The sequence below is a fragment of the Gluconobacter sp. genome (genome assembly GCF_047722525.1).
In the GTDB taxonomy this organism is placed as follows: domain Bacteria; phylum Pseudomonadota; class Alphaproteobacteria; order Acetobacterales; family Acetobacteraceae; genus Gluconobacter.
In genome coordinates, this window is the sequence record NZ_JBDNYY010000004.1 from 228825 (window position 1) to 255111 (window position 26287).

The following is a 26287-nucleotide window of genomic DNA, read 5'->3' on the forward strand; positions in this document are numbered from 1 at the left end:
CCGCCGATGATGTCGAGTGATCCTGTTCTGCCACCCGTTGCGCTGGATGTTCCGGAAGGGCTCGCTGTTCCCGTGGAGGGTAGAGCGAGTGGCATGGCGGCAGTGCCGGTTCCGGAGACGGCGGATGTGACGGATTCGGGTACGGGCAGCAATGACGGTTCGGCGTCTTCGGCATCGGGGAGTATCGAGGGGCCTTATCATGCTCCGCCGCGTGTGCCGGTGATCGAAGGGACGCACGGTGTGCGGTTCGATTTCAATGACGGCGCGCGTGTCATGGTGCCGTCCCTGGAGCGGGAGGGCATGCCGCCCGGAGCGCAATGGCATGTGCGGCTTTCGGATCATGTGACCGGGAATGTGCTGTTCGATGCGCGTCTGAAGGGCGGCATGGTGGCGTCCACCAAGAAGTTCTTCGTGCCGTTTACGGTGGATGTCTGGCTGGAACGGCCGGGCGAGGCGCCGGAGCAGGTGGTCCATCATGATCTGGCGCTGTCGGGGCGGCCGGTTCTGGTGCAGCTTCCGGTGGGGACGCTGGGCGATACGCTGGCCTGGCTGCCGGCGGTGCGGCGTCTGGCGCAGGAGAGCGGGGCGCAGGTGACGTGTTCGGTCTCCGAGGCGATCCTGCCACTCGTGATGGGGGCCAATCCGGAACTGACGCTGGTGGGGCATGACCGCATGAAAGCGGATGCCGGTTTCACGGCCCGGTTCTATGCGAGTTACAATATCGGGTTATTTTTCACCGATAAGGAGCATACGCGCCAGCCGACGGATTTCCGGCATGTGGGGCTGCACCGGACGGCGGCCTATATCCTGGGCGTGGATCCGTGGAACGATACGCCGCCGGGCATTACCATTGCTGATGGCGAGACACCGCCCGTTGCGGAGCCGTATGTGGTCATTGCCACGCAGGCCAGTACGCAGTGCAAGTACTGGAACAATCCCGGTGGCTGGCATGAGGTGATCGCGTTTCTGAAAAAGGCGGGTTATCGCGTCATCTGCATTGACCAGAAGCCGTATCATGGCACGGGGTATGTCTATAACCATATCCCGCACGGGGCGGAGGACCAGACCGGCAGCCGCCCGCTGGCGGAGCGGGCGCGATGGCTGAAACATGCGAGCTTCTTCATTGGCCTGTCGAGCGGGCTGGCCTGGCTGGCGCATGCGGCGGGCACGCCGGTGGTGATGATTTCGGGTTTTACCCATCCGGACAACGAGTTCGCTACGCCGTATCGGGTCATCAACTGGCATACCTGCAATTCATGCTGGAACGATCCGGCGTTCCAGTTCGATCACAAGGACTTCTTCTGGTGCCCGCGGCACAAGGGGACGGACCGGCAGTTCGAGTGCTCGCGGCTGATTACGGGGACGCAGGTCATTCACACCATCAGGCGGCTGATGACGGATCGGGGACTTGCAGGCGCGGAACAGGGCGCGCCCGTATCCGTATGAGCAGGGCTTCGATCAGGGCGCAGACATAGACCACCAGACTGAGCTCCATCACAAGCAGGATGCGGTGGCTGGAGGCGTAAATCGTGGGTGACAGGCCGGTCAGGAAGGTTACGGCGAACCCGCCCAGCAGGAAGGACAGGACTGTGATGGAATCTTTCAGGGACAGGGCGCACCACAGGATCGAGACGATCATGCATAACGTCAGGAAAAACGCGACATAGGTGTTCAGATACACCCAGTTCAGATCATAGATGAACCGGTCGCAGCGCAGGGCTGAGAGCATTTTCTCAAGGCGGGGGCCGAGGGGCAGCATGAGCAGGATGTTGAGCAGCATCACGCCTGTGGCCGCCACATCCTGAACGCCCCTGTTCCGTTTGACGAAAGCCAGAAAGCAGACGGACAGGACAAGGGCTGCGAGCAGGATGTGATTGTCCGTGCTGACGGAAGTACGGTGGATGCGGTCGAGGGCCAGCGAGAGTTTCTGCACGGTATCGAAGTGGGGAAATTCGGGCAGCCAGTTGCCGATTTCCGCGACGTAACGTCGGCCGTTTCCCGGGGCCGCAAGAACAATGGCGGAAATGGCGGCAGCGATCGTCAGATAAAGGCCGCTGTACAGGGAAACGGTCCGGCGTCGAGCTGTGGAGACGGCCGTGCAGAAGAGCAGAAGCAGGGAGGACTGTTCGATCGAACATCCGACGGGCAGGGCTGCGAGGGACAGGAAGCGCAGGATTTTTCCCGCATCGTCCTGTCGCAGGAAGACGCTGATGGAGAAGAAGGCGAAGGAAATCGGGAAGAGGTAATTGTAGAAGCCCGAGAGCCAGTACACTGACTCTTCGCTGACCTCATGGGGCAGCAGCAGGAACAGACCCATGACCAGCGGAATGCCGATGCCGGTCCTGAGAACAGGGCGCAGGGTGCAGGACCAGATGGCATAGGCCAGCAGAATGGCGCAGAGCGGGATGAGGGTCCGCCAGAAGGCGGGATACCGGATGGTTTCAGCAAGCGCACCTTCGATGAAAATCCTGCCGGACCATATCCTGTAACGGGTGTGGAGAAAGGACAGCAGGCTGGTGTGATCCAGGGCATGGCGGAACATGTCGTTGTCGATGAAGATCGTCCTGTTGATCCGGGTGTTCATCCAGACTGCCGCGAGCAGGAGGAAGACGACGAACGGGCCGTTCTTCAGGATCGTGGACTTAAGGGCGGCAGGCATGGGCGGTCCTGTAAAGGGTGTGTCCTGAAATGATGTTCAGGTGCAGGGTCTCGTCCGGGGCGATGTCTCCATGAGTCCTGACACTCCCGGTAAAACCGTACCGGTTGTGAAAGGCGTTGCCCTCTGTGTGGAATGTCCGGGCGATATCGGGCCGTTCCCGCAGCCTGTAGGGGATGGAAAACTCTTTCGTCCCGTTCCCCGCTGTCAGGATCAGGGACGCCCCGTTGCCAGGCCAGACATCGGACATGACCCAGCCGGAAACGGAGAGGGTGTTCCGGGTGATATGACAGCTTTCCACGAGAAAGTTCATGGAAGGGTCGTGTCTCAGGGTGAAGCCGTCTGGGCTGAACGCCCGGTGTGCCGTCCAGTCATGGCAGCAGGCAAGGGTCAGAAGAAGCGACAGGGCTATCCCGAACAGAAAGAAATACCGCTTCAGGAGCAGGCGCATCTCGTCCATTGCAGGAGGTTTCTTCATGGGTCTGCTTCGCTCTTTGGGGAGGGGGCTTTCTGCCATTCGGGCACCGGCCTGTCCATCGTGTCTGTCGTGGCGTGAGGTCCGGACTGGCATGACGGCTTTGGCCCTGATATCTGCGGGGCTGTCCTTTTCATCCGATCGCGGCTGTGCCTGCGGTCCCAGTCGCCGGATACCTGTCCCATGTCCGATGCTTTCGAGCCGATCCGCATTGTCGCGCTGTATCATTTCACGCCGTTCGCGGACCCCGCTGCATTGCGCGGGCCGTTGCTGGAACTGTGCGAGCGTGAGGGAATTCGGGGAATCCTGCTTCTGGCGCGTGAGGGGATCAACGGGACGATTGCCGGGACGGATGAGGGCATGGAGCGCGTGATGGCGCATATCCGCGCACTTCCGGGTTGTGCGGAATTGGAAAGCAAGGACTCGCGGGCTCCGGAGCTGCCGTTCCGTCGCATGAAGGTGCGGCTGAAAAAGGAAATCGTCACGATGGGCGAGCCGGATATCGACCCGCGTCAGGGCGTGGGGCGGTATGTGGCGCCGGAGGACTGGAACGCGCTGATTTCCGATCCGGACACGATCCTGATTGATACCCGCAACGATTACGAAGTGGCGATCGGGACGTTCAAAGGCGCGGAAGATCCCAAGACGAAATCATTCCGCGAATTTCCCGAATGGTTCCGCAAGCGTCGGCAGGAACTGGAGGCACAGGGACGTCTGCCGAAGATTGCGATGTTCTGCACGGGTGGCATCCGCTGCGAGAAGTCGACGTCCTTTGCGCGGGCGGAAGGTGTGGACGAGGTTTATCACCTCAAGGGCGGCATCCTGAAATATCTGGAGACCGTGCCGGAAGAAGAGAGCCTTTGGGAAGGCGAGTGTTTCGTGTTCGACCAGCGTGTGTCGGTGAAGCACGGGCTGGAGATCGGCACGCATGACGTGTGCCATGCCTGTCGCCGGCCGCTGAACGCGCACGACAAGGCCTCGCCGCTGTTCGTGCAGGGCGTGTCGTGCCCGCATTGCCATAACGAGCGGACGGAAGAGCAGCGTCGCCGCTATGCCGAGCGTGAGCGTCAGGAAGCGCTGGCTCAGGCACGGCAGGCCGGGCATCTGGGGGTTCGGCAGAAGTAAGTGTGGACGGGCGGGGGAACGAAGATACTCTCGCTGAAAGGGCTCCTAGCTTTCCTCGACGATCAAAACAGGAGTAGGATTTTTAAGATTTTCCCGAGAAGTGCGGAGCCTGTTGCGGGACTGATATTGTCGACGTTGTTTTGTTATCTCGTACAAAACAATCCCTGAACTCGTGCCCAGATTGAGACTTTCGATCATTCCAAACATGGGAATGGATACGCATTGCCTGCTTCGTTGGGCGGCAATGTCGCTGATTCCTTTGGTTTCACTTCCGAACCAGACTGCCAGTTTGGCATGTTCGGTAAAATCGCCTTCGTCCAACGATACATTGGACATGCCCTTCCGATGGGGTGAGGTGACAATCGAAACGAATTGGTTTTTTTCCAAATGTGCGAGGCACTCTTCCGTGCTGTCAAAGCGCTTGACGAATGTCCATTTGACGGCGGAAACCGATAGCTTCGAGAGTTTTGGTTCGGTGCGTAACTCATTCCAGTCGTCCGAGAGAACCCCACGAGGGTCTATGACGTACACTTTTTCTGCGCCGAAAGCGTTCACGTTCCGGATGACAGTTCCTATATTTCGTGGGTTTTCCGGGTCTTCGATGACAACGATGAGGTTTTTGCAGCGGAAGTCTCGTATCGCGTCCGCCCTTTTTCGGGCGCGTGATTTGTCTGTCTGTTTGCGTTCGATCGTCACACTCAAGCCCCCACCGTACGGGCACCATATCTAGCGACGATGTCGGTTGGTGTCCAAAGTCCGGATCATGAGACATGGTCCTCCAGTAATGGAAGGCCATGTCTCATGATCTGTCGTCTTTTCAGTGTACTTTGAAAAACACGACCGGGTTCAGGCTTTGGTTTTGTTATGTGACCCGGCGGGGCGGCCTGTTCAAGCGACGGCAAGACGAGGCCATGCTATTTCCGAAAGGACAATTTCAATGATCCGCGTTGTTCTCAGCCTGATTTTTACCGTCTTTATCGGCGGCACTGCATTCGCGGGCGCCAGGCCGGAAACGTTGGAGGAGTTGACCCATAACCTCAACATTGTGCTCAACGAGGAGCTTGATGGAAAGGCATCTCTCAACGGACGGCTGATCGTGCGTGTCGAGCGTGCCTCGATCTGCAAGTCGGCGGTCTGGACACAGAGCAACGGCGTCGGATCGCCATTGCGGCGTGACCTGCTGGAATGGGACGAGATGTTCAATGACAATCCTTGGATTGATGCCCGGTTTCATTATTGGAAGTTCGTCTATGCCGATCATCGGATCAGCGATGTCATCTCCTTACCTCTGACAGAACACCCGGACCGTTTTGACGATACGGCAACTATCAACCTCCTGTCGTGCCAACCCAAGCATCATCATCGCCGGTGACGATGCCTGAGTCCGGCGAGCCGACCGGGTTCAGGCTTTGGTCTTGTTGCGTGACCCCGCGGGGCGGCCTCTGGGCTTCTTTTCGGGCGCTTTTTCCGCTGCCTTGTCCTTGGCAGCCTTTGCCTTTTTCGCGGCTGTGCGTTCGGCTTTTGGGGGCGGCAGGCTGGCGGCGAGCATGGCCTGTGTGACCTTGGTTGCCGTGACTTTGCGCGGCTGTCTTGCGCCCGGTGCGTCCAGAAGCGGGGTGAGGAAGCGGCCGGTATGGCTGGCCTTGCACGCGGCGATGTCTTCCGGCGTTCCGGCTGCGACGACCTGACCGCCGCCGTCTCCTCCTTCCGGGCCGATATCAATCAGCCAGTCGGCTGTCTTGATGACTTCCAGATTGTGCTCGATCACCAGAACCGTGTTGCCCTGATCGACGAGGGTGTGCAGCACTTCGAGCAGCTTGCGGACGTCTTCGGTGTGCAGGCCGGTTGTGGGTTCGTCGAGGATATAGACCGTGCGGCCGGTGGCGCGTTTGGCCAGTTCCTTTGACAGCTTGACGCGCTGGGCCTCACCGCCCGAAAGCGTTGTGGCCTGCTGGCCGAGGGCGACATAGCCCAGCCCCACCTGTTGCAGGATGGCGAGACGGTCGCGGATCTTCGGGGCCGCCTGAAAGAACGGCAGGGCCTCGTCCACAGTCATGGCCAGCACGTCCGCGATGGATTTTCCGCGGAACTTCACGTCCAGCGTTTCGCGGTTGTAGCGCGCGCCTTTGCAGGTGTCGCAGGTCACGTACACGTCCGGCAGGAAGTGCATCTCGATCTTGAGAACACCGTCGCCCTGACAGGCTTCGCAGCGACCGCCCTTCACGTTGAAGGAGAAGCGGCCAGGTTTGTAGCCGCGCGCTTTGGATTCGGGGAGTTCGGCGAACCAGTCGCGGATCGGGGCGAACAGGTCCGTATAGGTTGCGGGGTTGGAGCGCGGGGTCCGGCCGATCGGGGACTGGTCGATCTCGATGATCTTGTCGAGATTGTCCACGCCTTCCAGACGGTCATAGGGGAGCGGCGTCTGGCTCGATTTCATGAGCTGGCGGGACAGAGCCTTATACAGCGTGTCGATGACCAGCGTGGATTTGCCACCACCCGAAACGCCCGTGACGGCGATGAAGGTGCCGAGCGGGAAATCGACCGTCAGATCCTTGAGGTTGTTGCCGCGTGCGCCATGCAGGGTGAGCATGCCGCTGGGCTTGCGGCGCTCGGTCGGGACGGGGATGACCTTGCGGCCTGACAGATAGGCGCCGGTGATGCTGTTGGGGTTTTGGGCGACCTCGGCCGGGGTGCCGACGGCGATAACTTCGCCGCCGAGTTTGCCTGCACCCGGTCCCATGTCGATCAGGTAGTCTGCGGCGCGGATGGCGTCTTCGTCATGTTCGACGACGATGACGGTATTGCCGAGGCGCTTGAGGCGTTCGAGCGTGCCGAGCAGGCGTTCGTTGTCGCGCTGGTGCAGGCCGATGGAAGGCTCGTCCAGCACATACAGCACACCGGTCAGGCCCGAACCGATCTGCGACGCCAGACGGATGCGCTGGCTCTCGCCGCCCGACAGGGTTGCGGAGCCGCGCGAGAGGGTGAGGTAGTCCAGCCCGACATCGTCGAGGAAGTGCAGTCGGTCCGTGATTTCGCGCAGGATGCGGCGGGCAATTTCGGCGCGCTGGGGCGTGAGGGTCGCTTCCACGGTGGAGAACCAGTCGAGCGCCTTGCGGATCGGCATGTCCGAGGCTTCGGCGATGTTCAGGTCCTTGACCTTCACGCACAGCGCTTCGGGTTTGAGGCGCGCGCCGTGGCAGGCATGGCAGGGTTTTTCGGACTGATAGCGCGACAGTTCTTCGCGCACCCACATGCTGTCCGTCTGGGCCATGCGGCGGCGCAGGTTCTTTAGCACGCCTTCGAACGGTTTGGTGACGATATGGACCTTCCCGCCATCGCTGTAGGGAATGTCGATCGGCTCTTTCGAACCGTTTATGATGAGATCCTGCGTTGCGGGCTGAAGCTCGGACCAGGGCGTGTTCATGTCATCGCCGCAATGGCGGGCGAGAGCGGCGAGCGTCTGGTCGTACCAGTCCGTGCTTGCACCCTTCCACGGGGCGATGGCGCCTTCGGCCAGTGTCAGACTGTCATCCGGGACGATCAGGTTCGCATCGAAATGGGTCTCGGTGCCGATGCCGTCACAGACCGGGCAGGCGCCCATCGGAGCGTTGAAGGAGAACAGGCGCGGCTCGATTTCTTCGATCGTGAAGCCGGAGACGGGGCAGGCGAAGCGGGAGGAAAACACGACATGCGCCGGGGCTTCCTTCTCGCCTGCGCGTTTCACTTCCTCAGCGTAAGCCAGACCGTCAGAGAGTTCGAGCGCGGTCTCGAAACTGTCGGCGAGGCGGGATTCGAGCCCGTCCTTGACGACGATCCGGTCCACCACGACTTCGACCGTGTGGCGCGTCTTGCGGTTCAGTTCCGGAGCTTCGGCGATTTCGTAGAGTTCGCCGTCGATCTTCACGCGGGTGAAGCCCTTGCGCGTCAGTTCGGCGAGTTCGCGCTTGCAGTCGCCTTTGCGGTCTCTCACGACGGGTGCGAGCAGCATCAGGCGCATACCGTCCGGCATGGCCATGACGCGGTCCACCATCTGGCTGACGGTCTGCGCCTCGATCGGCAGGCCGGTCGCGGGGGAGTACGGAATGCCGACACGCGCCCAGAGCAGGCGCATGTAGTCGTGGATTTCCGTGATCGTGCCCACGGTCGAACGTGGGTTCTTGGATGTGGTTTTCTGTTCGATCGAGATGGCCGGGGAGAGGCCCTCGATAGAGTCCACATCCGGCTTGCCCATCAGTTCGAGGAACTGGCGGGCATAGGCGGAGAGGCTTTCCACATAACGTCGCTGGCCCTCGGCATAGATCGTATCGAAAGCCAGCGAGGATTTCCCGGAGCCGGAGAGGCCCGTGATGATCGTCAGGGAATCACGGGGGATCGTGGCATCAATGTTCTTGAGATTATGGGCGCGGGCCCCACGGACGCGGATCGAATGGTTGTCTGGAAAGCTCACGGAGACCCCAAATTCAAAGAATAGCGATTGTGCAATGGGAACGTACGATAAGGGATGCTAGATCACTTTATAGATGGGTTTTTGCGACCTATATGAAAAGAACAATTCGAGAAAATTGGTTGGGACGGGAATGGCAGGCAGCGTCAACAAGGTGATTCTGGTCGGAAATCTGGGCAAGGATCCGGAAGTCCGCAATACGCAGTCGGGGTCGAAGATCGTCAACCTGACCGTTGCGACATCCGACACCTGGAACGACAAGCAGTCGGGGGAGCGCAAGGAGCGCACCGAGTGGCATCGCGTGGTGATCTTCAATGAGCGCACGGCTGACGTTGCCGAGCGTTATCTGCGCAAGGGTCGCAAGGTCTATATCGAGGGCGAACTCCGCACCCGGAAGTGGACCGACCAGTCCGGTCAGGAAAAATACACGACTGAAGTCGTGATCGACCGGTTCCGCGGTGACCTTGTGCTGATCGACAGCAATCGCAGCGGTGGCGGCGATGATGGCGGTTTTGACAACGGCGGTGGCTATGGCGGCGGTGGCGGCTTCGGCGGTGGAAGCCGGGGCGGCGCAGGTGGTGGATCGGGCGGTTTCGGGGGTGGATCCCGCGGGAACGCAGGTGGTGCAGCCGGTGGCGGCAACCGTTCGGGTGGCAGCAATGGTGGCTGGGATGCGCCGCCGGATAACGATCTGGACGACGAAATCCCGTTCTGAGTGCGCTGTTTTCCAGTCGCTTACGCCTGCCCCCTGCTGTCTGACAACTGGCTCTGACTGGCCGAAGGCAGCAGGGGATATGCCGGTGTCTGGACAGGCAGACACGAAAAAAGCCGGTGCATTGCTGCACCGGCTTTTTTAACATCCGCGTTTCAGCGAAAAATCAGGCTTCGACATAAGCCTTGACGATGGTGTCCGGGTCCTTGACCACGCCACCGGCGCCCGAACCGCGCTTGAGCTGGTCAACATATTCCATCCCTTCGATCACCTTGCCGACGATCGTGTACTGCCCGTTCAGATGCGGGCTGTCCGCGAACATGATGAAGAACTGGCTGTTGGCGGAGTGCGGAGCCATCGTGCGGGCCATGCCCACCGTGCCGCGCTCAAACTTGGCCTTGTCCGTGAATTCGGCCTTGAGGTCCGGATAGGAGCTGCCGCTCGTGCCGGTGCCCGTCGGATCGCCACCCTGGGCCATGAAGCCCTCGATCACGCGGTGGAATGCCACGCCGTCATAGAACCCTTCGGTGGCCAGCAGCTTGAGGCGTTCAGCCGCAAGCGGAGCCAGGTCAGGGCGCAGCTCGATGACGACCTTGCCAGTCTTGAGCTCGAAAACCAGCTTGTTGCCGTCGGGCACTGCAGTATCGGACATCTTGGAACCTTCCAGAAATCGTTGAAGGTTCCTATGTCGGCCCTCGGCCCAGTTTCGACAAGACGATACGTGCAACATCTTCACTGACGAAGGGAGAAATATCGCCGCCCAGCCGTGCGATTTCCTTCACGATGCGACTGGCCGTGCTGCGATGTTCTTCCGATGACAGCAGAAAGACCGTCTCGATTTCCGGAGCCAGACGACGCAGCGCGCCGGAAAGCTGGCTCTCGTAGTCGAAGTCACCGCCGGACCGCAGTCCGCGTACAACTGTTCCCGCTCCCGCCTGCCGCACGGCATCGACCAGCAGTGTATCGAAGCCGACGACCTCGATCCTATCGCCATGGGGCAGCTTGTCCACTTCGTGGCGCAGGGCAGTGAGCCGGGCATCCAGATCCAGCAGCGGCTGCTTGCCTTCATTGACCGCCACGCCGACCAGCAGGCGGTCGAACAGGGCCGAGGCCCTGTGGATGATATCGAGATGCCCGAACGTGACCGGATCGAACGTGCCGGGATAGAACCCGACACGTGGATCGGTCGGCACGTCAGGCTTCAGGTGCAGCATCGTCACCAGCGGGGGGCGCTTCGGAAGTCGCGTCAGGTGTTCCTGCCTCGCCGATCACCTTGGCGCCGGCTTCGGAGCCTTCGTCGGTATCGCCCTCTTCCGTATCGTCTTCGAGAACCGGGAAGACGCAGATGACGGTCTCGCTGTCATTGAGACGGAACAGCGTCACACCGCTGGCCTGACGGGCCATGACGCGGACCTGCGAGACCGGCAGACGGATCAGACGGCCCGTATCCGTGACCAGCATGACGTCCGTCCCGTCCAGCGTCGGCAGGGTGCCTACCACTTCCTTGCCGCGACGGTTCGCGGAGAAGGTCATGTTGGTGATGCCCTGACCGCCACGGCCCGACACGCGGTAGTCATAGGCCGAGGAGCGCCGGCCGAAGCCGCCATCCGTCACGGTCAGGAGGATTTCCTCCTGCTGTTCCAGTTCCTCGAAACGCTCCTGCGTCAGATCGCCCGTGATCTCGACGGTTTCCTCGTCGCCGGAAACGGTCTCGTCCTCGGCACTGTCGTCCAGAGCGGCATTTTCGGCACGGCGCTTGGCATTGGCCATCCGCAGATAGGCCGAACGCTCTTCGACACTGGCCTCGACATGGTTGAGGATGCACAGCGAAATGACGGCATCGCCCTCGCCCAGACGGATGCCCCGCACACCCGTGCTGCCACGACCGGCAAACACGCGGAGCGTCTCGTCCGTGATCTGGAAGCGGATGCAGCGTGCGTTCTTTGTCGCCAGGAACACGTCCTGACCTTCACGGCATGTCGCCACGCCGATGAGGGAATCCCCCTCGTCGAGCTTCATGGCGATCAGGCCGGAGGCGCGGATGTTGCGGAAATCGCTCAGGCGGTTCCGGCGGACATTGCCGCTGGCTGTTGCGAAGGCTAGGTGCAGGTCTTCCCACAGATCCTCGTCCTGCGGCAGCGGCAGGACGGCCGTGATGGAATCCGTGCCCAGTTCGGGCAGCAGGTTCACCAGCGCACGGCCCTTGGCGGTCGGCGCGGCTTCCGGCAGGTGCCAGACCTTCATCCGGTAGGCCTTGCCGCCCGAGGAGAAGAACATCACCCACTGATGGGTATGGGCGTTGAAGCTGCGGACGATCACGTCGTCTCCGCGCCGCCCGGAGGCGGTGCGGCCACGGCCACCACGGTTCTGGGAGCGGAAGACGTCCAGTGGCGTGCGCTTGATGAAGCCGTCGCGCGTGATGGTGACGACCATCTGACCCGGCTCGATCAGGCTTTCATCCGTCTGGTCGCCCAGAGCGTCGGATATTTCCGTCGCGCGCGGGGTTGCGACTTCTGCCCGGGCGGCCAGAAGTTCCTCGCGCATGACTTCCATACGACGCGGACGGCTCTCGATGATCGTAAGCAGTTCGCCGATTTTCTGGGCCACTTCCCCGAGTTCGCCCTGGATCTTCTCGCGCTCCAGACCGGTCAGGCGCTGCAGGCGCAGTTCCAGAATACCGCGCGCCTGCGCTTCCGTCAGACGGACCTTGCCATCGATGATGACATTGCCCTCGTCATGGATCAGCTCCAGCAGCGGGATGACTTCCGAAGCGTCCCACTCACGCGCCATCAGCGACTCACGCGCCGTCGCAGCATCCGGAGCGGCGCGGATCAGCGCGATGACTTCGTCGATATTGGCAACCGCCAGAACCAGACCGACCAGCAGATGGCCGCGGTCACGGGCCTTGTTCAGATCGAAGCGGGCGCGGCGCAGGATGACTTCCTCGCGGAAACGCAGGAAGGCTTCCAGGATGTCCTTGAGGCCCATCGTCCGCGGCTTGCCGTCATCAAGCGCGAGCATGTTGGCGCTGAAGGACGTCTGGAGCTGCGTGAAGCGGTAGAGCTGGTTGAGGACCACATCCGGGGTCGCATCGCGCTTGAGTTCGATGACGACGCGCATGCCCGAACGGTCGGACTCGTCACGGATGTCGGAAATGCCTTCGATTTCCTTGGACCGCACCAGATCGGCGATCTTTTCCTGCAACGTGGCCTTGTTCACCTGATACGGGATCTCGGTGATGATGATGGCCTGACGGTCCTTGCGGATTTCCTCAATCTCGGCGCGGGCGCGGACCGGGATGGAGCCGCGACCGGTCTCATAGGCGCGACGGATGCCGCTGCGCCCCATGATGATGCCGCCCGTCGGGAAATCCGGCCCCGGGATGATCTGCATCAGTTCGTCGAGTTCGATAGCCGGGTTGGCGATCATGGCCAGCGTGGCGTCAATGACCTCACCCGGATTATGCGTCGGGATGTTGGTGGCCATGCCGACGGCAATACCGGCCGCGCCGTTGACGAGCAGGTTCGGGAAAACTGCCGGAAGGACCTTCGGCTCGTTCTCGCTCTCGTCGTAGTTTGGCTGGAAATCGACGGTGTCGCGGTCGATGTCGTCCAGCAGGAAGGACGACGCCTTGGCCAGACGGGCCTCGGTATAACGCATGGCGGCCGGGCTATCGCCATCGACCGACCCGAAATTACCCTGACCGTCAATCAGCTTGACGCGCATGGACCAGTGCTGCGCCATCCGGACCATGGCGTCATAAATCGAGCTGTCGCCATGCGGATGGTATTTACCCATCACGTCACCGACCGCACGGGCCGACTTGCGGTAGGGCTTGTCGGCCGTGAAGCCGCTCTCGCGCATGGCATAGAGAATACGGCGATGGACCGGCTTCAGACCGTCCCGCACATCCGGCAGCGCACGCGATACGATCACGGACATCGCATAGGCCAGATAGGAGGAGCGCATTTCCTCCTCGATCGTCACAGGGAGACGGCCGGAAGGGGTCAGATCAGTCGGCTCGGTCAGCTCGGTCAAGACAGGTCACCACGCTAGATTCAGTTGCCCCAGCATACCGCATGCGTCGTCGTCACGCCACACCTGCCGCCCGGATGAGGCTTTCCCATCATGGAAACCCTGTTCTTGGCCCTGCCCGGAAAATCGGATCGCGTGAGTGAAAGATTCACGAAACGGCCGGAAGGACGGACTCCAGTTTATATATTATTAACTTGCATACGCTATTTGAAACAGTTAGCAATTCCCAAACATATTCTGACAAGTCTCTGTCGGAAACCTTTTGGAAGATCTCACTCATGGCCGATACGACCAGCACCAACGACGATCCCACGACTGCGGGCAGCGACCCCGTCACATACAAGAGCAGTGAAACCAGCTTCCATCAGCATGACTACGCCTGGCGCTGGGTTGGCCCTGCAACGGGTGGCGACTGGTCTGATCCGAAGAACTGGGTTCTGAGTGATGCTGGTCACCCGGTGGATACGACAGGCGGCTCATTCGGCGGCCATGCCATTCCCCAGAGCGAGCAGAACGCTGACGTCAATGTCGGAAACTATGGCAACAGCACGCCGAGCGTGGTCGTCTCAAATGCCGTTCTCTACAACCAGATCCGCAGCCTCAGCGTCTGGCAGAACAGCACCCTGAAGATCACCGCGCAGGGCGGAAACGGCAATGTTTTCGCGACAGCCGGGCTGGAAAATTACGGCACGGTCATCATCGACACCCCGTCCAAGGTCGAACTTGGTGGCGTGACGGCAGGTGACGGCACCCTGACGATCATGAACAACGACGGGAACGTGACGCTTGACGACGCGCGCCTGAACAACGGGACGCTGAACCTGGTCAACTCGACCCTTGGCAGCGAGTCCTCCCCCGTTTCGATCGCGGGTGGGACGGTCAATCTTCAGAACAGCACGCTTGTTGCAGGTCTGTATGGCGAAGGCTCCACGCTCAATGTCGACCCGGCAAGCGTCAACACCATCTATGTCCAGAACCTCTACACCAACGACAGCGGTTCCGTGCAGAACACCGTTATCAACGGTGTGTCTGAAAACACCCATTTCGGTGTTCTGAGCGGCGGTGATTCCAAGCCGACGTCCGCCACTTATGCCGAGAATTCCGACGGGTCCTACACCCTGACGATCAATCTCAGTAATGGCCGTGCCATCACCTATCCGACCGTGCACGTCGCAGACGGTTTCAAGCCTGCTGCCCAGGCCACGATCGTACAGGACGGCTCCAAGGGCTGGCTCATCGAAGATAACGGTACGGCAACGGCTCCGACGTCCTACACCACCAGCGATCTGCACCAGCAGATGGCTTCGACTGCGGCTGCGGCAGCCAGCGCCGGCGGTGACACGTCGCAGTACAGCACCAGCAGTGTCAGCTATCATCAGCACGACAATACCTGGCGCTGGACCGGTCCTGCCAGCGGCGGTGACTGGTACGATCCGAAGAACTGGACGCTGTATGACGGCCAGGGTCATGTCGTTGACACGAGCGGCAATTCCTTCAACGGCAACGCCGTTCCGCAGAGCGAGCAGAACGCGGACGTCAATGTCGGCTATTACGGTAACACCACGCCGACCACCGTTGTCGCCAATGCACCGTCCTACAACCAGATCCGCAGCCTCAGCGTCTGGCAGAACAGTACGCTGGAAATCACGGCAAATGGCGGCAGCCACTACAGCGGCTATGTCTTTGCCACGGCCGGTTTCGAAAACAACGGTACGATCCTGATCAACACCCCGTCGAAGGTCGAACTCGGCGGTGTTACGATGAACCGTGACGATGGCACGATCACGATCATGAACAACGACAACAACGTCGTGTTCGATGGCAACAGCGTCAACAACGGCGGCACGATCAACCTGATCAACGCCACGCTGGGAACCGCCACCAACCCGATCTGGATCAACGGCGGTACGGTCAGTCTGTCGCAGGGCAGCAGCCTGTTCCTCAACCCGAGTGAGAAGATCAGCACCATCAATGTTGATCCGAACTCGGTGAACACGTTGTATGTTGAAGCCAACGGCTTCCTGCACAACCACGATGCCAACAGCCAGAGCGTTGTGGTCAACGGTGTGTCCGCCAACACGCATTTCGGCATTTCCGGTGTGTCCTCCGCTCCGACGGCTGCCACCTACACGCCCAATGCCGACGGGTCTTACACCCTGACGGTCACGCTGGCTGACGGTCGCCAGTTGACTTATGGCAACATCCATACGGCTGACGGTTTCACGCCTGCCACCACGGCGTCCATCGTTCAGGACGGCAGCAACGGCTGGGTCGTCGAAGACCGGGGTGTCACGACCTGCTTCCTCGCAGGCAGCATGATCCGCACGCCGGAAGGCGATGTCGCCGTCGAGACCCTGGGTCTGGGCAGCACGGTTCTGGCTTTCGTGAACGGCGTGGCCGTCGAGCGCACCGTGACCTGGGCTGGCCGCGCACACATGGTCGCCAGGACGGGTCTGACGGATGCCGAAGCCGGCTATCCGGTCCGTATCCTGAAGGATGCGCTCTCCGAGGGCGTGCCTTACAAGGACATGCTGGTCACCCCGGAACACTGCCTGTTCCTCAACGGTGGCTTCGTGCCGGCCCGTATGCTCGTGAACGGCCGCTCCGTGGTCTATGACCGCACGATGCCGTCCTACGACTACTTCCATGTGGAAACGGCAGAGCATTCGGTCATCATGGCCGACGGCATGCTGACGGAAAGCTATCTCGACACCGGGAATCGTCAGTCCTTCCGCCAGAACGGCACCGTTGTTTCGCTGGGTGGCCGTGCGCGCAACTGGAATGACGATGCAGCCGCACCGCTCGTCGTCAGCCGCGAGGTGGTTGAGCCGATCTTCCGTCAGATCGAAGCCCGCGCCATCGAAACCGGTCTCGAAAACACGGTTCCGGCTCCGGTCCTGACTGAAGAGTCCGGTCTGCATCTCGTCACCAGTACGGGCCAGACCATCCATCAGGTCCGCACCGCCAACGACCGCGTGATGTTCATGATCCCGTCCGATGTGACCGAGGTCCGCCTCGTGTCCCGTACGTCCCGCCCGAGCGAGACGGTCGGACCGTTCATGGATGATCGTCGTGACCTTGGTGTCCTCGTCGGTGAGATCACGCTGTTCGACTCGGGCAACACGATCCGCATCGACCAGCATCTGACGGAAGCCGGTCTGGCTGGCTGGGATGTGCAGGAAAGCACTGCTGCACGCTGGACCAATGGCAGCGCCATGCTGTCCCTGACGGCCCGTCAGCCGAACAGCCTCGGCATGCTGGCCATTCAGGTTCTGGCTGCAGGCCCGTATGTGCTGGCTTCTGAAGGTGAAGCCGAAACGGCCCACACTGCCTGAGGCCAGTCGGTCTGAAATGGAAAAGGCCTCATCCTTTCGGGGGTGGGGCTTTTTTTGTTCATTCTCCAGCTTCCTGAGGGCTTTGGGGGCAGCGTGTTTCTGCTGTGTGGCCAGACCGTCCGGTAGCCCCGGACCGGAGCCTGTGGCAGGGGGATGCGACTGTTTTCAGGCGCTCTGCGATTCCGGCGATACGGAATCGCAGAGCGCGTATCGGACAGACCTGGCAACAAAAAAAGGCGCCCTTTTGCGGGGCGCCTTTCTCGTAAAACGGTTGGGAAAAGGGTTTCAGAAGTTGGCGTTGATACGACCGTAGTAGTAGCCGCCGGTGATGGGTACCTGCAGCGAGAACTGATCGTAGATCTGGGCTCCGCGGGAACTGTTGATGGGCTGCACGCGGCGGGGGCGGACGTTGAAGATGTTGTTCGCGCCAATGGCCAGATGCCAGTTGCTGTTGAAGCGATATCCGACTTCGATATCGGTCAGCCAGCGCGGCGTATTCTTGAACTGCGCAAAGCAGCTGTTGGAATAGGCGAGTGCCTTTCCGTCAAGTGGGCAGGACAGTGTCTTGTCCGTCCAGTCGGAATAGGTGAGCATGGATGTGGTTTCGCCGTACCGTGTCTGACGGACGTTGAAGTCCCACTTTCCGACCGTGTACAGCGCGTTCAGGATGATCTTGCTGCGCGGATAGGCGGTCGTGATGTAGGCGATGTTCTGGGCGTTCAGCAGGGAGTTGCCGTTGGTGTCCGTGCCGTTGTGATGCAGGCGGGTGCGGTTCAGGTCCAGCGCCATGCTGAGGTTCAGGTTGCCGGCGTTGTGGAAGCGGATCAGGTAATCGGCCTTGATGTCGAGGCCCTGCGTGCGGGTGCTGGCACCGTTGGTCATGTAATAGGCGGAGACGTTGCCCGGCGTGATGCTGTTGAGAGGCAGGGAGTAGCCCATGGCCTCGATGGCTTCGATGGCGGGCTCACCGTTGACGGTACCACCGCCTACGATGCGATCACGCAGATTGATCTGGTAGACATCCGCTTCGACGTGGAAGTTTTTCACGGGTTCGATGACGATGCCGCCGCTGGCGCTGACGGAGCGTTCCGGCTTCAGGGCGCTGGCGCCGAGGATACGGGCTGCGGTGGAATTGACGGGCAGCAGGCCGGAAGCGCCGGTCGGGTCCACGTTCATGGCGCTGTAGTGCTGTTCGGCCAGTGTCGGCGCGCGGAAGCCGGTGCTGATCGTGCCGCGGAGCGCGATCCGTTTGGTCACGTCGTAACGGGTTGAGACCTTGCCGTTTTCCGTGTTGCCGACATCGGTGTAGTGCTCGAAACGGCCTGCGAAATCGAGATCCCAGTGCTTGAGCGGATGGAAGTCGCCATCGACATAGGCCGCCCAGATGTCACGGCTCCAGTTGCCGGCGCTGTTGGGGCCGAGGCCCGCATAGCCCTGTGTGCCGCCCAGTTCATAGGAGGGCGGGGTGCCGGCCTTGATCTGATAGGTCTCGAGGCGGTGCTCGCCACCGAAGGCCAGCGTCATGGGGACGGTATGGGCGATGTTGAACTGGCGGCGGAAGTCCAGGTTGTTGGTCCACTGCGCCATACGATAGGTTTCAGCGCGGGTCGTGTTGGGGGACCAGCCGCAGCCATCGGTTGAGTAGTAGGACGAGGTCGGGTCGGTCGAGCAGGTGCTGGCGAGCATGCCGGTATTGGCGGTGTTCTTGTTGCCGATCTTGTTGCCATCAGCGCCGTATGTGGTGCTCAGATCCCAGTCGAAACCGAAGAAATTATCGCCCTTGAGGCCCAGCGTGGCGGCGTAATCGTTCTCTTCCGATGTTTCGAGCGGGGAGAAGCCGGCCGGGTACATGGAGGGAGCGATATTGGGCGTCCGGTAGTTTTCGTAGGCTTCGCCATGCCGGTGCATGTAGGTAACCAGCCCGTAGAAATTCACGCCTTCGGTGAGGGTCTTGCCGAAGTCGATGGCGAGGCTTTCGCGGGTTTCCTCGGGCGTGCTCATGATCTTGTTGGAATTGGTCGGCACGTTCATCGCGTTGGGAACGACGCCGTTATAATAACCAGTCGTGGTGGCGTTGGTGGGCCAGCTTCCGAGCAGGCGGTGGTCGTGTGCGCCGACGACCATGTGGTCGGTGTGGTAGACTTCACCGCTGATGTGCAGATAGCCGTCATTGCCCCATTTCACGCCACCATCGGCATCGACCTTGTACTGCCAGCCGTCGCCGTTATAGGCGTTTGCGCCGGTCTGTACGGAGGTGTGCATGCCATGGGCCTGCTTCTTGGTGATGATGTTCACCACGCCGGCGATGGCGTCCGAACCATACATCGCGGCCGCGCCGTCTTCGAGCACTTCGATATGGTCGATGGCACTGGCGGGGATGGTGTTCAGATCGGCGCCCGTGGAGCCGAACTGCGGGCCGGCATCGGCGGTGATGTTCGCCGTGTTGTGGCGGCGCTTGCCGTCCACCAGCACCAGGACTTCGTTCGGGCCGAGGCCGCGCATCTGGATGGAGGATGTCAGGGCGGCGGAATCCGCACCCATGGCCTGCACGTTGATGGAAGCGTAGGTCCGGGTCAGGGCATCCGCGACGTTCATCATGCCGGAATGGCGCAGGGTTGCGGCAGAGATCACACTGACGGGGGACGAGCTTTCACGCGCTTTGCGGTTGGTCGCATGGGTACCGGTGGTGACGTTGATCGTCTCGGCTTCACCCGTAAAGTTGACGTCGGTTTTTTTTCTGCGCGGCGTGACAGCGGCAGAGCGCGCCGTTGAAGTGGTCGCCGGGTGGGCGGCAGCGTGAGCGACGCTGCCGGGTCTTGCGCTGTGATGCCGTGCAGCGGGATGGGAGGTGGGCGTTGCGGCCAGCGCGGACATGCAGGGCATGACGGAAACAGCCGTGGTCACGAGCAGGGAAATACGGTGCCGGGATTTCATTATCGCTATCTATACCTCCATGAGACGCCGCTCTTGGGTTCAGAGGGGGTTTCGCAATAGTAATAATGAAATCTCGTTACGAGAAAGTAGCAAAAGTGATTTCTGTGACAGATTTTCCTCCTGTTGCATGATGGCAACAAAAAGCCGTCAGGGTGAGGAGGTGAGAAAGGAAGTTCCGTGTTGGGGGAGATCGGTGAAATATAGCTCCGGCCGGACTGACGGAAGGCGTCTGTCATGGGATCGAAGGGGCTTTTTTATTTCTTCGGCGTATCGGGAGGCCGGGAGGAACGGATATCAGGCATGAACCTGTTGTGGTGGGACGGGATCAGTCGTCCAGCCGCACCGTACGGTTGCGTTTGATGCCTGCGCGATGGGATTTTCCATCCAGACGACGCTGCCGCGCTGCTTTTCCGGGACGTGTGGCAACGCGGAAGGTAGGGCGATGCGCTGCCTTGCGGATCAGCTCCGCCAGACGTTCAATGACGTCTTCGCGGTTGCGCTGCTGTGTGCGGAAGCGGCGGCCCGTCATGACGATTTCGCCATTCTGGGTGGCGCGGTTGCCCGCAAGTTCGATCAGGCGTGTGCGGATGCGGTCCGACAAGGCGGGGGAATGCGCGGCATCAAACCGAAGCTGCGCGGCCGTCGCCACCTTGTTGACGTTCTGTCCTCCCGGACCGGAGGCCAGGATATAAGTGACCTTCAGTTCGTCTTCTTCAAGCGAGAGGCCGGGAAGAACCTGAATGGGCATCTGTCTCGTCCTTTCTGGGCTGAAAAAGAGCGGTCGATCATCTGGAAGGAACGGTCTGGCGGCCCATAGCGTCTTTTGGGTCGAGGCGCCATGTGTGATTGTATCCGATCCCACAGAGGGAAGCGGCCTGAAGCCCTGTTTTTGCGCGGTGTGAGGTTGACGCCCTCATGGGTTGTGGGGTAGCCAGCGTGCGGATGAACCGGTAGCTCAGTTGGTAGAGCATTCGACTTTTAATCGAATGGTCCTGGGTTCGAGTCCCAGCCGGTTCACCAATAAATCTAGTTTTTCCGCAGAAAACAGCCATCTTTGAGAAAAAATCTCAAATTGCCCCATGATAAAACCCATGTTCAGTGTTGGGTTTTGAGGGAACGTATGGGGATGTCGTGGGAAGCAATATGGGGTTTTCCTGATTTTTGAGGGAAATCTGCATCTTTGTTACGCAGGTGCAGGTGTAGTGATTCCCACCATACCTGCAGAAGCCAGGCACAGGAGCGCACAGGCATCAGCCGCGTGTTCGGTGTCCGGATCGTACCCAAGGGCTTCGACCTTGGCGCGGATCTCGGCATCGAACTCTCTGACGGTCTCGCCTTTCTTCCGCCTTGCACGCCCCAGAAGATGCTTTCTCACTTCATCGGCCCGATACTCCCGCCGAGCCACGTTATGACGTGCAGCCATTGAGTGAGCAGTCCATACCAGTCCATGCTGGAAGTCTGCATATCGTGAAGCGGCGCGCAGGACGGGTGTCTCGATCACCAGCAGATCATGGCGTCTGATTTCCCCTTGGAGCCAGTTTGAGAAGAACACCAGAGCAAGTCCCCGATCTGGAAAGGCTTTGAGGTTCAGCGTTCCAGATCTTCCATCAGAACAGGCCCAGCCCAAGGACAGGCCGGGATCCAAGGCAAGCAGGGTCATGCTTAGTCTTTCCCACCTGTTGTCACCTCATATCCGACGCTGTTCAGCATGTGGCCGGTATCGATCAGGGGTTTGGATGCCGTAGCCATATTCACCGTAGACAGCTTCCCGTTTTTCTTTGTTGATCTCAGACGATTTTCCATCGTGGATGCTGCAAGAGGCGGATCTTGCAGTGTTCTAATCTGTTCCTGAAGTTGAGATACGATCTGTTCGCCAGCCATTGCCATGGCTTTGTCCAAGTCTCCGCGCGTTTGACGCAGACACCCTGCAAGAAGCTTCCCCCACTGATCTTGGTTCTTCGCAATGGTCTGCCGCATGAAGGGACGAGCAGGAATTCGATCTGTGCCGAACTCGTTCCAGTAGGCCACAGCAGCCACTGGCGTTCCGTCAGGGTAGGGATCACCGGCAGTCCCCCCACTTCCTGTGGGATATGTGGCACCTTCAAAGAAACCAACATTCAGGTGTGGCAGTTCTTTGCTCTTCGCTAAAACGCGATGCAGTAACTCCTCCATGAGGCCTGCTGATGCAGCCTTTGCTGCACCATCCAGTTTCTTCTGAAGACGACCCAGACCACGGATAGATGATTTCGCCATGAGCTTAACTCCTCTGGCGCGGGCTGGCGCCATGAAGGGGGGAATCCTCGTCAATGTCCGAAAGTGGCATTGGGGCGCGATCCATCCCGAGGGCTTTAAAATTCTGCTGCCGACGAACTTGGCGGAACATGGCGCGGGCCGCGTCGAGAGGCGCCTCATCTACTGCAAGGCCCATCATTCTCAGACCTGCGCAGTAGAGCCCGGCTGGGGTCTTATAGTTCAGGGCGTCATTCCCAATCAGCGGCCGCAGTTCTTCAACGGCACGACGCCAACTGCGCATTTCTAGACCAACGCGGACTGCTGCATCCTGGGCAATGGATTGATCGCCCAGAACGATCTCTTTGGCCCGCTCATACTCATCGGGGGTCAAATCATCTTCTAAAAGCCCCAGTAGTGCGGTCGTGCGGAGAGCAACCTCAGGAGAATCCTTTCCTTCTGATTCTCTCGCAGAAGTGCAGGTTTCAATGGCATCTCGGATCTCGGCCGCGTTTTGTGTAGACATTCGTGGTTGCAGAAATTTCTCAAGCGTATCGCGTGTCGCCTGTTTCATTGATCGTCTCTTTTCTGGAAGGGGAGGGGCGCGGTGGAAAGCTCTCTGCCCTCCACCGTCTTGCCATCGCGGGGCTGAGCATGAAGGCCCCCATGGCTCGTTGGTGTTTATGACCGCCACTTACCAACTTGGCGGATCGCCTTATTTGACGGTGAACAGGCCGCGCTTTGGCTTCGTAACCTTGTTTTCTATGGGTACGGGCTTCGAGGCATCAGCCCCTGGAAGCAACGTCTGAGCATCACTGGAAAGACCGGAAAAAGCCTTTGTCCAGGATGTAAGAATTTCTTGGTCGGCCGACTGTCTCATGCGAAGCACCATACTACGATCGCCGTTCTTTGCAGGATCGAGCTTGCAGTCAGTATGATGATAAAAACCAGCATCTGACAGCGTGCCTAGAACGGCATAACAGGTAATCAATTCCTGTTCGTGCTGACGTGTCTTCTCGACCAAAGAAGCCCATTCAGGGCTATCCTGAATGACACGTGCTGCAGCCTGTATGGTCGCGGTTTTGGCAAACCCTAGTGTCGCCTCAGCATCAGGCACACGAGAGCTCAATTCAGTCATTGTCCGCTTTGCTGCTTCCAGTTCATCGCGTGCCGCCGCCAGTGCATAGCGCCGCTCACTGGCCTTGGAGAGCACGGGAGGACGACCTTCCCGGGCTGCTGCAATCAATTCGTCAGGGTCAGTCTCGCGGGCTTTTGCAAGGGCCTCTTCAGCCGCGGTAATAGCGTCCCTGCATTCCCGGCAACGTGTTCGCGCCGTATCCATGGCAGCCCGGGTGGCTCTCTGCTCCTCACGGGCAGCGTGTTCTGCGGCGATACTGTCCGCAAGGTACTGGCGTGCGTTTTCCATTATGTTTCCCTCAAGCTTTACGATTGGGAGAGGCACCAAACAGCGGACTGTCTGCGGCGGCATCATGGGCGAGTGAGGAACGTGGGCTCAGGCGGCTGGTCTGTACCTTTCCTGCCATATCCATCATGGCTTCCAGGCCACGCAGGGATACCCCGCCAGGGTCAAAGCCCATGGCCTGAAGCGCTTCCCGGTAAAGGCGCGTTTCACTCGTTGCGCGAAGCGCCGCGTCCATCCCGATGATGGGCGTTACACGCTGGCGCGCGGTCTCGATGCGCGCATTACGACCACGCTCTGCACGGATGGCCGCGCTTATCTGCCTGTCTATCACAGGGCATAACTCCGATTTCTGTAGGGGGATTGGGATTTGTATCCGGCGAAGCTGGGCATCCGCCGTGCGGGGGCCTGCACGAGCACACCAGCAATCGAGTTCACAAGATCGTCGTGACTGCCTGGAGCATGATCGACAGAGTCTTTGCCGCTACGAGCAGTACGACGCTCAAGGCCACAAAACTGACGTTCGATCTGCTTGAGATCGAGCAGTTCAACTTTGCCTGCATTCAGCTTGGGCAGCGCTTCGAGATAAAGCCCTGAACGGTCCTTATCGCTGAGGGTATAGTTGATGCCGTGTGCCCGGAACCGTTCGCGAGGGTACTCGCCACCATAGCGGTCACCCGTGACTGTCTTCAGGCCATAGGACCTGATGGTGTCAGCCAGTTCCTTGGTTGCAGCATCAGGGCTGAAGGGTGGTTTGATCTCACGGACGCAATCAAGGACCGTGATGTCACCCTCGTCATGAGCGATGGCTAGCGTAAAACTATCACCGGATCCGCCGGAAGGATCGCAAAAGGCCCGATAGAGATTGCCAGAAATGAACGGCAGTTCGTACCGGTCGGGCACTGTGCAGGCCTGAATGACTTCAGGGGTAATGAAGGAAGCAATGTCGCTACGGAATTCGCCACCGTATTCGGCAGCGGCGCCAGCAGGATCGTCGTCATACGCTTCCTGAACGATCGCAGGATCCAGCGCAGGGTTCATTTCCATGCTTGAGCCACGCCATACCAGGACGCGGGCATCATTCTGTGCCCAATGCTTCCGGAAAGTCTTGTAGAGGACGCCACGCTTGGCATAAGGCGACGAGGCAAGCAGAAGCATTGCACTCGGGATGGTGCTCAGGCCCGGCCGAATGGCTTTGATGATTTCCTCATCAGGATTGGCGCTTGCTTCGTCTGAACGCCAGAACGCTGTCTCATCTGCAAGAACTGCTGCAAACGTATAGCCGCGGGTGACGCGGAAACTGGCTGTTGCAATTTCAATGATGACCCGGTTCGAGAGCGTGATTGTCTCGTTGGTCTCGTCCTGCACCATATTGGCCAGCATTGGCACGGAGGCCAATGTACCCGAAATGTAGCGGAAGATGGTGCGGGCCTGCTTGCGGTCAGAGGCGATGACAGCAACGGTCGCCATTTCACCAGGGGCAAGATAGGGCGCGTAATCCCGGAACGTCGCCAGATAGGTCGCAATCAGGCCAAGAATACGACTTTTGCCAGCACGGCGTCCGCATATCAGTGTTGCTTCTTTGAATGGGTCTGTAGGCGCTTCCATCCGGCCTGTGTGCTGCTGATAAAAGGGAAGATCCTGCTCATCCATGGGAAGTGCAAAGAGTGCCTTAAGGAAAGCTTTCCACGCGGCCCATGTGTCACCCTGGAAATGAGAACCGAACAGATTGTCATCCGTCATCGCGTCGATGATGTTCATGCCACCCGTCCGTTCAGATAGGCATCCAGAGAGGGTGCGCTTGCTGCGGTGCCTTCAATTCCCAATTGGCGCATGGTGCGCGTAAGGGTGTTGGCCCATGCCAGATACTGGCGGGCATCCCGTTCAGCCGGAGCGCCTCCTTCCATCATTTTGCGGTCCATCATGGTGACATGAAGCGTCATCCAGGCAGCGCGTTCGATGAGGGCTTTCTGTGTTGCGGAAGGCTTTCCGCCGACATGTTCAATGAGATCAGAACGCACTCTTTTGAGCAGGCGAGCTTCCTTGCTCCTTCCGTCGAGTTTCTGGAGGCTACTTGGCCTTGAGTGAGGGGATATACGCTTCATACCCCGTTGATAACGAGGTTATACTTCGTGTTTCAATGGAAATTTTTGGAACATAGAGTGCGTATAAAATAAAAATGAAGCAATCAGGGATTATTGGGGACTTATAGGGATGCTGGGGGATGGATGATTATTTTTTATTACTTTCGATACCTACACGATTATCTGACCTATTCATTAAGCGCCCGATAAACACCAGAGCGTGCAATTCCGAGCTCCTTGGCAATGGCGGCCGCTGAATGGCCATCTACCTTCATCTTACGGATGGTCTCAGCCTGGGACATGACCGTTCGAGGGCGGCCCTTGTATTTGCCTTCCTGACGCGCCTTGGCGATGCCTTCCCGTTGACGTTCCAACATGAGATCACGCTCAAACTCTGCCACCGCTGCCAGCATGGTCAGCATCAGCTTTGACGTGGGGCTTGTCGTATCGAGCGTTGTCCCATTCATTGACAGGACAATCAGGCCGCACCCCTTGGTCTTCAATGCTTCAACGTAGGCCAGCAGGTCAGCCGTTGAGCGTGCCATGCGGTCGGGCTTCGTTACCACCAGTACGTCACCGGCGCGGATAAACTCAAGCGCAGCCAGCAGTTCAGGGCGCTTTGCATCCTTGCCACTGATCTTCTCAGCAAAGACTTTCTCGCATCCGGCTGCCTTCAAGTCCCGGATCTGGGCTTCCAGTCCGGCATCCTGATCAACCGTCGAAACGCGGGCATATCCAATCTTCATAGCGGGTCTCATGTCCTAAAAATCCTTTAGACCCTAGATTGGTGTTGTCTCAAAAGTCAAACGTAATTTTATAGGACAAGGACTTTCAGTCA

General features: G+C 59.6%; 22 protein-coding genes and 1 tRNA gene. 6 read left to right on the top strand and 17 right to left on the bottom strand.

The window, feature by feature from the left end:
- Positions 1-93: 93 nt before the first annotated feature.
- Entirely contained in the window at positions 94-1446 is a 1353-nt protein-coding gene (locus tag ABF859_RS05940) for an autotransporter strand-loop-strand O-heptosyltransferase (protein WP_415526898.1), read from the top strand.
- On the opposite strand, the gene ABF859_RS05945 is transcribed toward ABF859_RS05940, so the two are convergent.
- Positions 1382-2659, bottom strand: a complete 1278-nt coding sequence (locus tag ABF859_RS05945) for a hypothetical protein (RefSeq protein WP_415526852.1) — start codon at positions 2657-2659, stop codon at positions 1382-1384. The genes ABF859_RS05940 and ABF859_RS05945 overlap by 65 nt on opposite strands.
- Positions 2643-3134: a hypothetical protein gene (locus ABF859_RS05950; protein WP_415526853.1), complete on the bottom strand. Its 492-nt coding sequence runs from the start codon at positions 3132-3134 to the stop codon at positions 2643-2645. The genes ABF859_RS05945 and ABF859_RS05950 overlap by 17 nt, the downstream gene beginning before the upstream one ends.
- A 180-nt stretch (positions 3135-3314) precedes the next feature.
- Here ABF859_RS05950 and ABF859_RS05955 point away from each other — a divergent pair, with 180 nt between their 5' ends.
- Entirely contained in the window at positions 3315-4256 is a 942-nt protein-coding gene (locus ABF859_RS05955) for a rhodanese-related sulfurtransferase (protein WP_415526854.1), read from the top strand.
- Between the two features lie 45 nt (positions 4257-4301).
- Here the strand turns inward: ABF859_RS05955 and ABF859_RS05960 are convergent, their stop codons facing one another.
- Positions 4302-4952, bottom strand: a complete 651-nt coding sequence (locus ABF859_RS05960; protein ID WP_415526855.1) for a TrmH family RNA methyltransferase — start codon at positions 4950-4952, stop codon at positions 4302-4304.
- Between the two features lie 241 nt (positions 4953-5193).
- On the opposite strand from ABF859_RS05960, the gene ABF859_RS05965 reads away from it, so the two are divergent.
- The gene (locus ABF859_RS05965; RefSeq protein WP_415526856.1) at positions 5194-5628 is read left to right on the top strand and encodes a hypothetical protein; all 435 of its coding nucleotides are present in this window, start codon (positions 5194-5196) and stop codon (positions 5626-5628) included.
- Between the two features lie 30 nt (positions 5629-5658).
- Here ABF859_RS05965 and uvrA read toward each other — a convergent pair whose 3' ends face one another.
- A complete protein-coding gene (uvrA, locus tag ABF859_RS05970) occupies positions 5659-8703 on the bottom strand; it encodes an excinuclease ABC subunit UvrA (RefSeq protein ID WP_415526857.1) in 3045 nt (1014 codons plus the stop codon).
- Positions 8704-8833: 130 nt separating this feature from the next.
- On the opposite strand from uvrA, the gene ssb reads away from it, so the two are divergent.
- On the top strand, positions 8834-9415 hold the full coding sequence (gene ssb / locus ABF859_RS05975) for a single-stranded DNA-binding protein (protein ID WP_415526858.1): 582 nt from the start codon (positions 8834-8836) through the stop codon (positions 9413-9415).
- Positions 9416-9578: 163 nt separating this feature from the next.
- Here ssb and ABF859_RS05980 read toward each other — a convergent pair whose 3' ends face one another.
- Genes ABF859_RS05980 through gyrA form a run of 3 tightly spaced genes read right to left on the bottom strand, consistent with a single transcriptional unit; the run spans position 9579 to position 13450 of the window.
- The gene (locus ABF859_RS05980; protein ID WP_415526859.1) at positions 9579-10064 is read right to left on the bottom strand and encodes a peptidylprolyl isomerase; all 486 of its coding nucleotides are present in this window, start codon (positions 10062-10064) and stop codon (positions 9579-9581) included.
- A 31-nt stretch (positions 10065-10095) separates the two neighbouring features.
- Positions 10096-10626 carry a pantetheine-phosphate adenylyltransferase gene (gene coaD, locus ABF859_RS05985; protein ID WP_415526899.1) on the bottom strand — a complete coding sequence of 177 codons (531 nt, stop codon included), beginning with the start codon at positions 10624-10626 and terminating at the stop codon, positions 10096-10098.
- Entirely contained in the window at positions 10607-13450 is a 2844-nt protein-coding gene (gyrA, locus tag ABF859_RS05990) for a DNA gyrase subunit A (RefSeq protein ID WP_415526860.1), read from the bottom strand. Before gyrA ends, coaD begins: the two co-directional genes overlap by 20 nt.
- A gap of 275 nt (positions 13451-13725) precedes the next feature.
- On the opposite strand from gyrA, the gene ABF859_RS05995 reads away from it, so the two are divergent.
- Complete coding sequence (locus ABF859_RS05995) at positions 13726-16782, top strand: Hint domain-containing protein (RefSeq protein WP_415526861.1); 3057 nt, start codon at positions 13726-13728, stop codon at positions 16780-16782.
- 285 nt (positions 16783-17067) lie between these two features.
- On the opposite strand, the gene ABF859_RS06000 is transcribed toward ABF859_RS05995, so the two are convergent.
- Together ABF859_RS06000 and arfB are read right to left on the bottom strand one after the other, a co-directional pair.
- The gene (locus ABF859_RS06000; RefSeq protein WP_415526862.1) at positions 17068-19716 is read right to left on the bottom strand and encodes a TonB-dependent receptor plug domain-containing protein; all 2649 of its coding nucleotides are present in this window, start codon (positions 19714-19716) and stop codon (positions 17068-17070) included.
- A gap of 325 nt (positions 19717-20041) precedes the next feature.
- On the bottom strand, positions 20042-20464 hold the full coding sequence (gene arfB / locus ABF859_RS06005; protein WP_415526863.1) for an alternative ribosome rescue aminoacyl-tRNA hydrolase ArfB: 423 nt from the start codon (positions 20462-20464) through the stop codon (positions 20042-20044).
- Positions 20465-20660: 196 nt separating this feature from the next.
- On the opposite strand from arfB, the gene ABF859_RS06010 reads away from it, so the two are divergent.
- Positions 20661-20736: transfer RNA gene (locus tag ABF859_RS06010), tRNA-Lys, on the top strand.
- 163 nt (positions 20737-20899) lie between these two features.
- Here the strand turns inward: ABF859_RS06010 and ABF859_RS06015 are convergent.
- The 8 genes from ABF859_RS06015 to ABF859_RS06050 all read right to left on the bottom strand — a co-directional run bounded on the left by ABF859_RS06015 (position 20900) and on the right by ABF859_RS06050 (position 26195).
- Positions 20900-21376, bottom strand: a complete 477-nt coding sequence (locus tag ABF859_RS06015; protein WP_415526864.1) for a hypothetical protein — start codon at positions 21374-21376, stop codon at positions 20900-20902.
- Between the two features lie 2 nt (positions 21377-21378).
- Positions 21379-21969 (bottom strand): hypothetical protein, encoded by a 591-nt coding sequence (locus ABF859_RS06020; protein WP_415526865.1) that lies wholly within the window; start codon positions 21967-21969, stop codon positions 21379-21381.
- A gap of 4 nt (positions 21970-21973) precedes the next feature.
- The gene (locus ABF859_RS06025; protein WP_415526866.1) at positions 21974-22519 is read right to left on the bottom strand and encodes a hypothetical protein; all 546 of its coding nucleotides are present in this window, start codon (positions 22517-22519) and stop codon (positions 21974-21976) included.
- A gap of 141 nt (positions 22520-22660) precedes the next feature.
- Positions 22661-23371, bottom strand: a complete 711-nt coding sequence (locus tag ABF859_RS06030; RefSeq protein ID WP_415526867.1) for a hypothetical protein — start codon at positions 23369-23371, stop codon at positions 22661-22663.
- A gap of 10 nt (positions 23372-23381) precedes the next feature.
- Positions 23382-23699: a hypothetical protein gene (locus ABF859_RS06035; RefSeq protein WP_415526868.1), complete on the bottom strand. Its 318-nt coding sequence runs from the start codon at positions 23697-23699 to the stop codon at positions 23382-23384.
- Entirely contained in the window at positions 23696-25126 is a 1431-nt protein-coding gene (locus ABF859_RS06040; protein ID WP_415526869.1) for a hypothetical protein, read from the bottom strand. Before ABF859_RS06040 ends, ABF859_RS06035 begins: the two co-directional genes overlap by 4 nt.
- A complete protein-coding gene (locus ABF859_RS06045; protein ID WP_415526870.1) occupies positions 25123-25386 on the bottom strand; it encodes a hypothetical protein in 264 nt (87 codons plus the stop codon). The genes ABF859_RS06040 and ABF859_RS06045 overlap by 4 nt, the downstream gene beginning before the upstream one ends.
- Positions 25387-25637: 251 nt before the next feature.
- On the bottom strand, positions 25638-26195 hold the full coding sequence (locus tag ABF859_RS06050; RefSeq protein WP_415526871.1) for a recombinase family protein: 558 nt from the start codon (positions 26193-26195) through the stop codon (positions 25638-25640).
- Positions 26196-26287 lie beyond the last annotated feature (92 nt).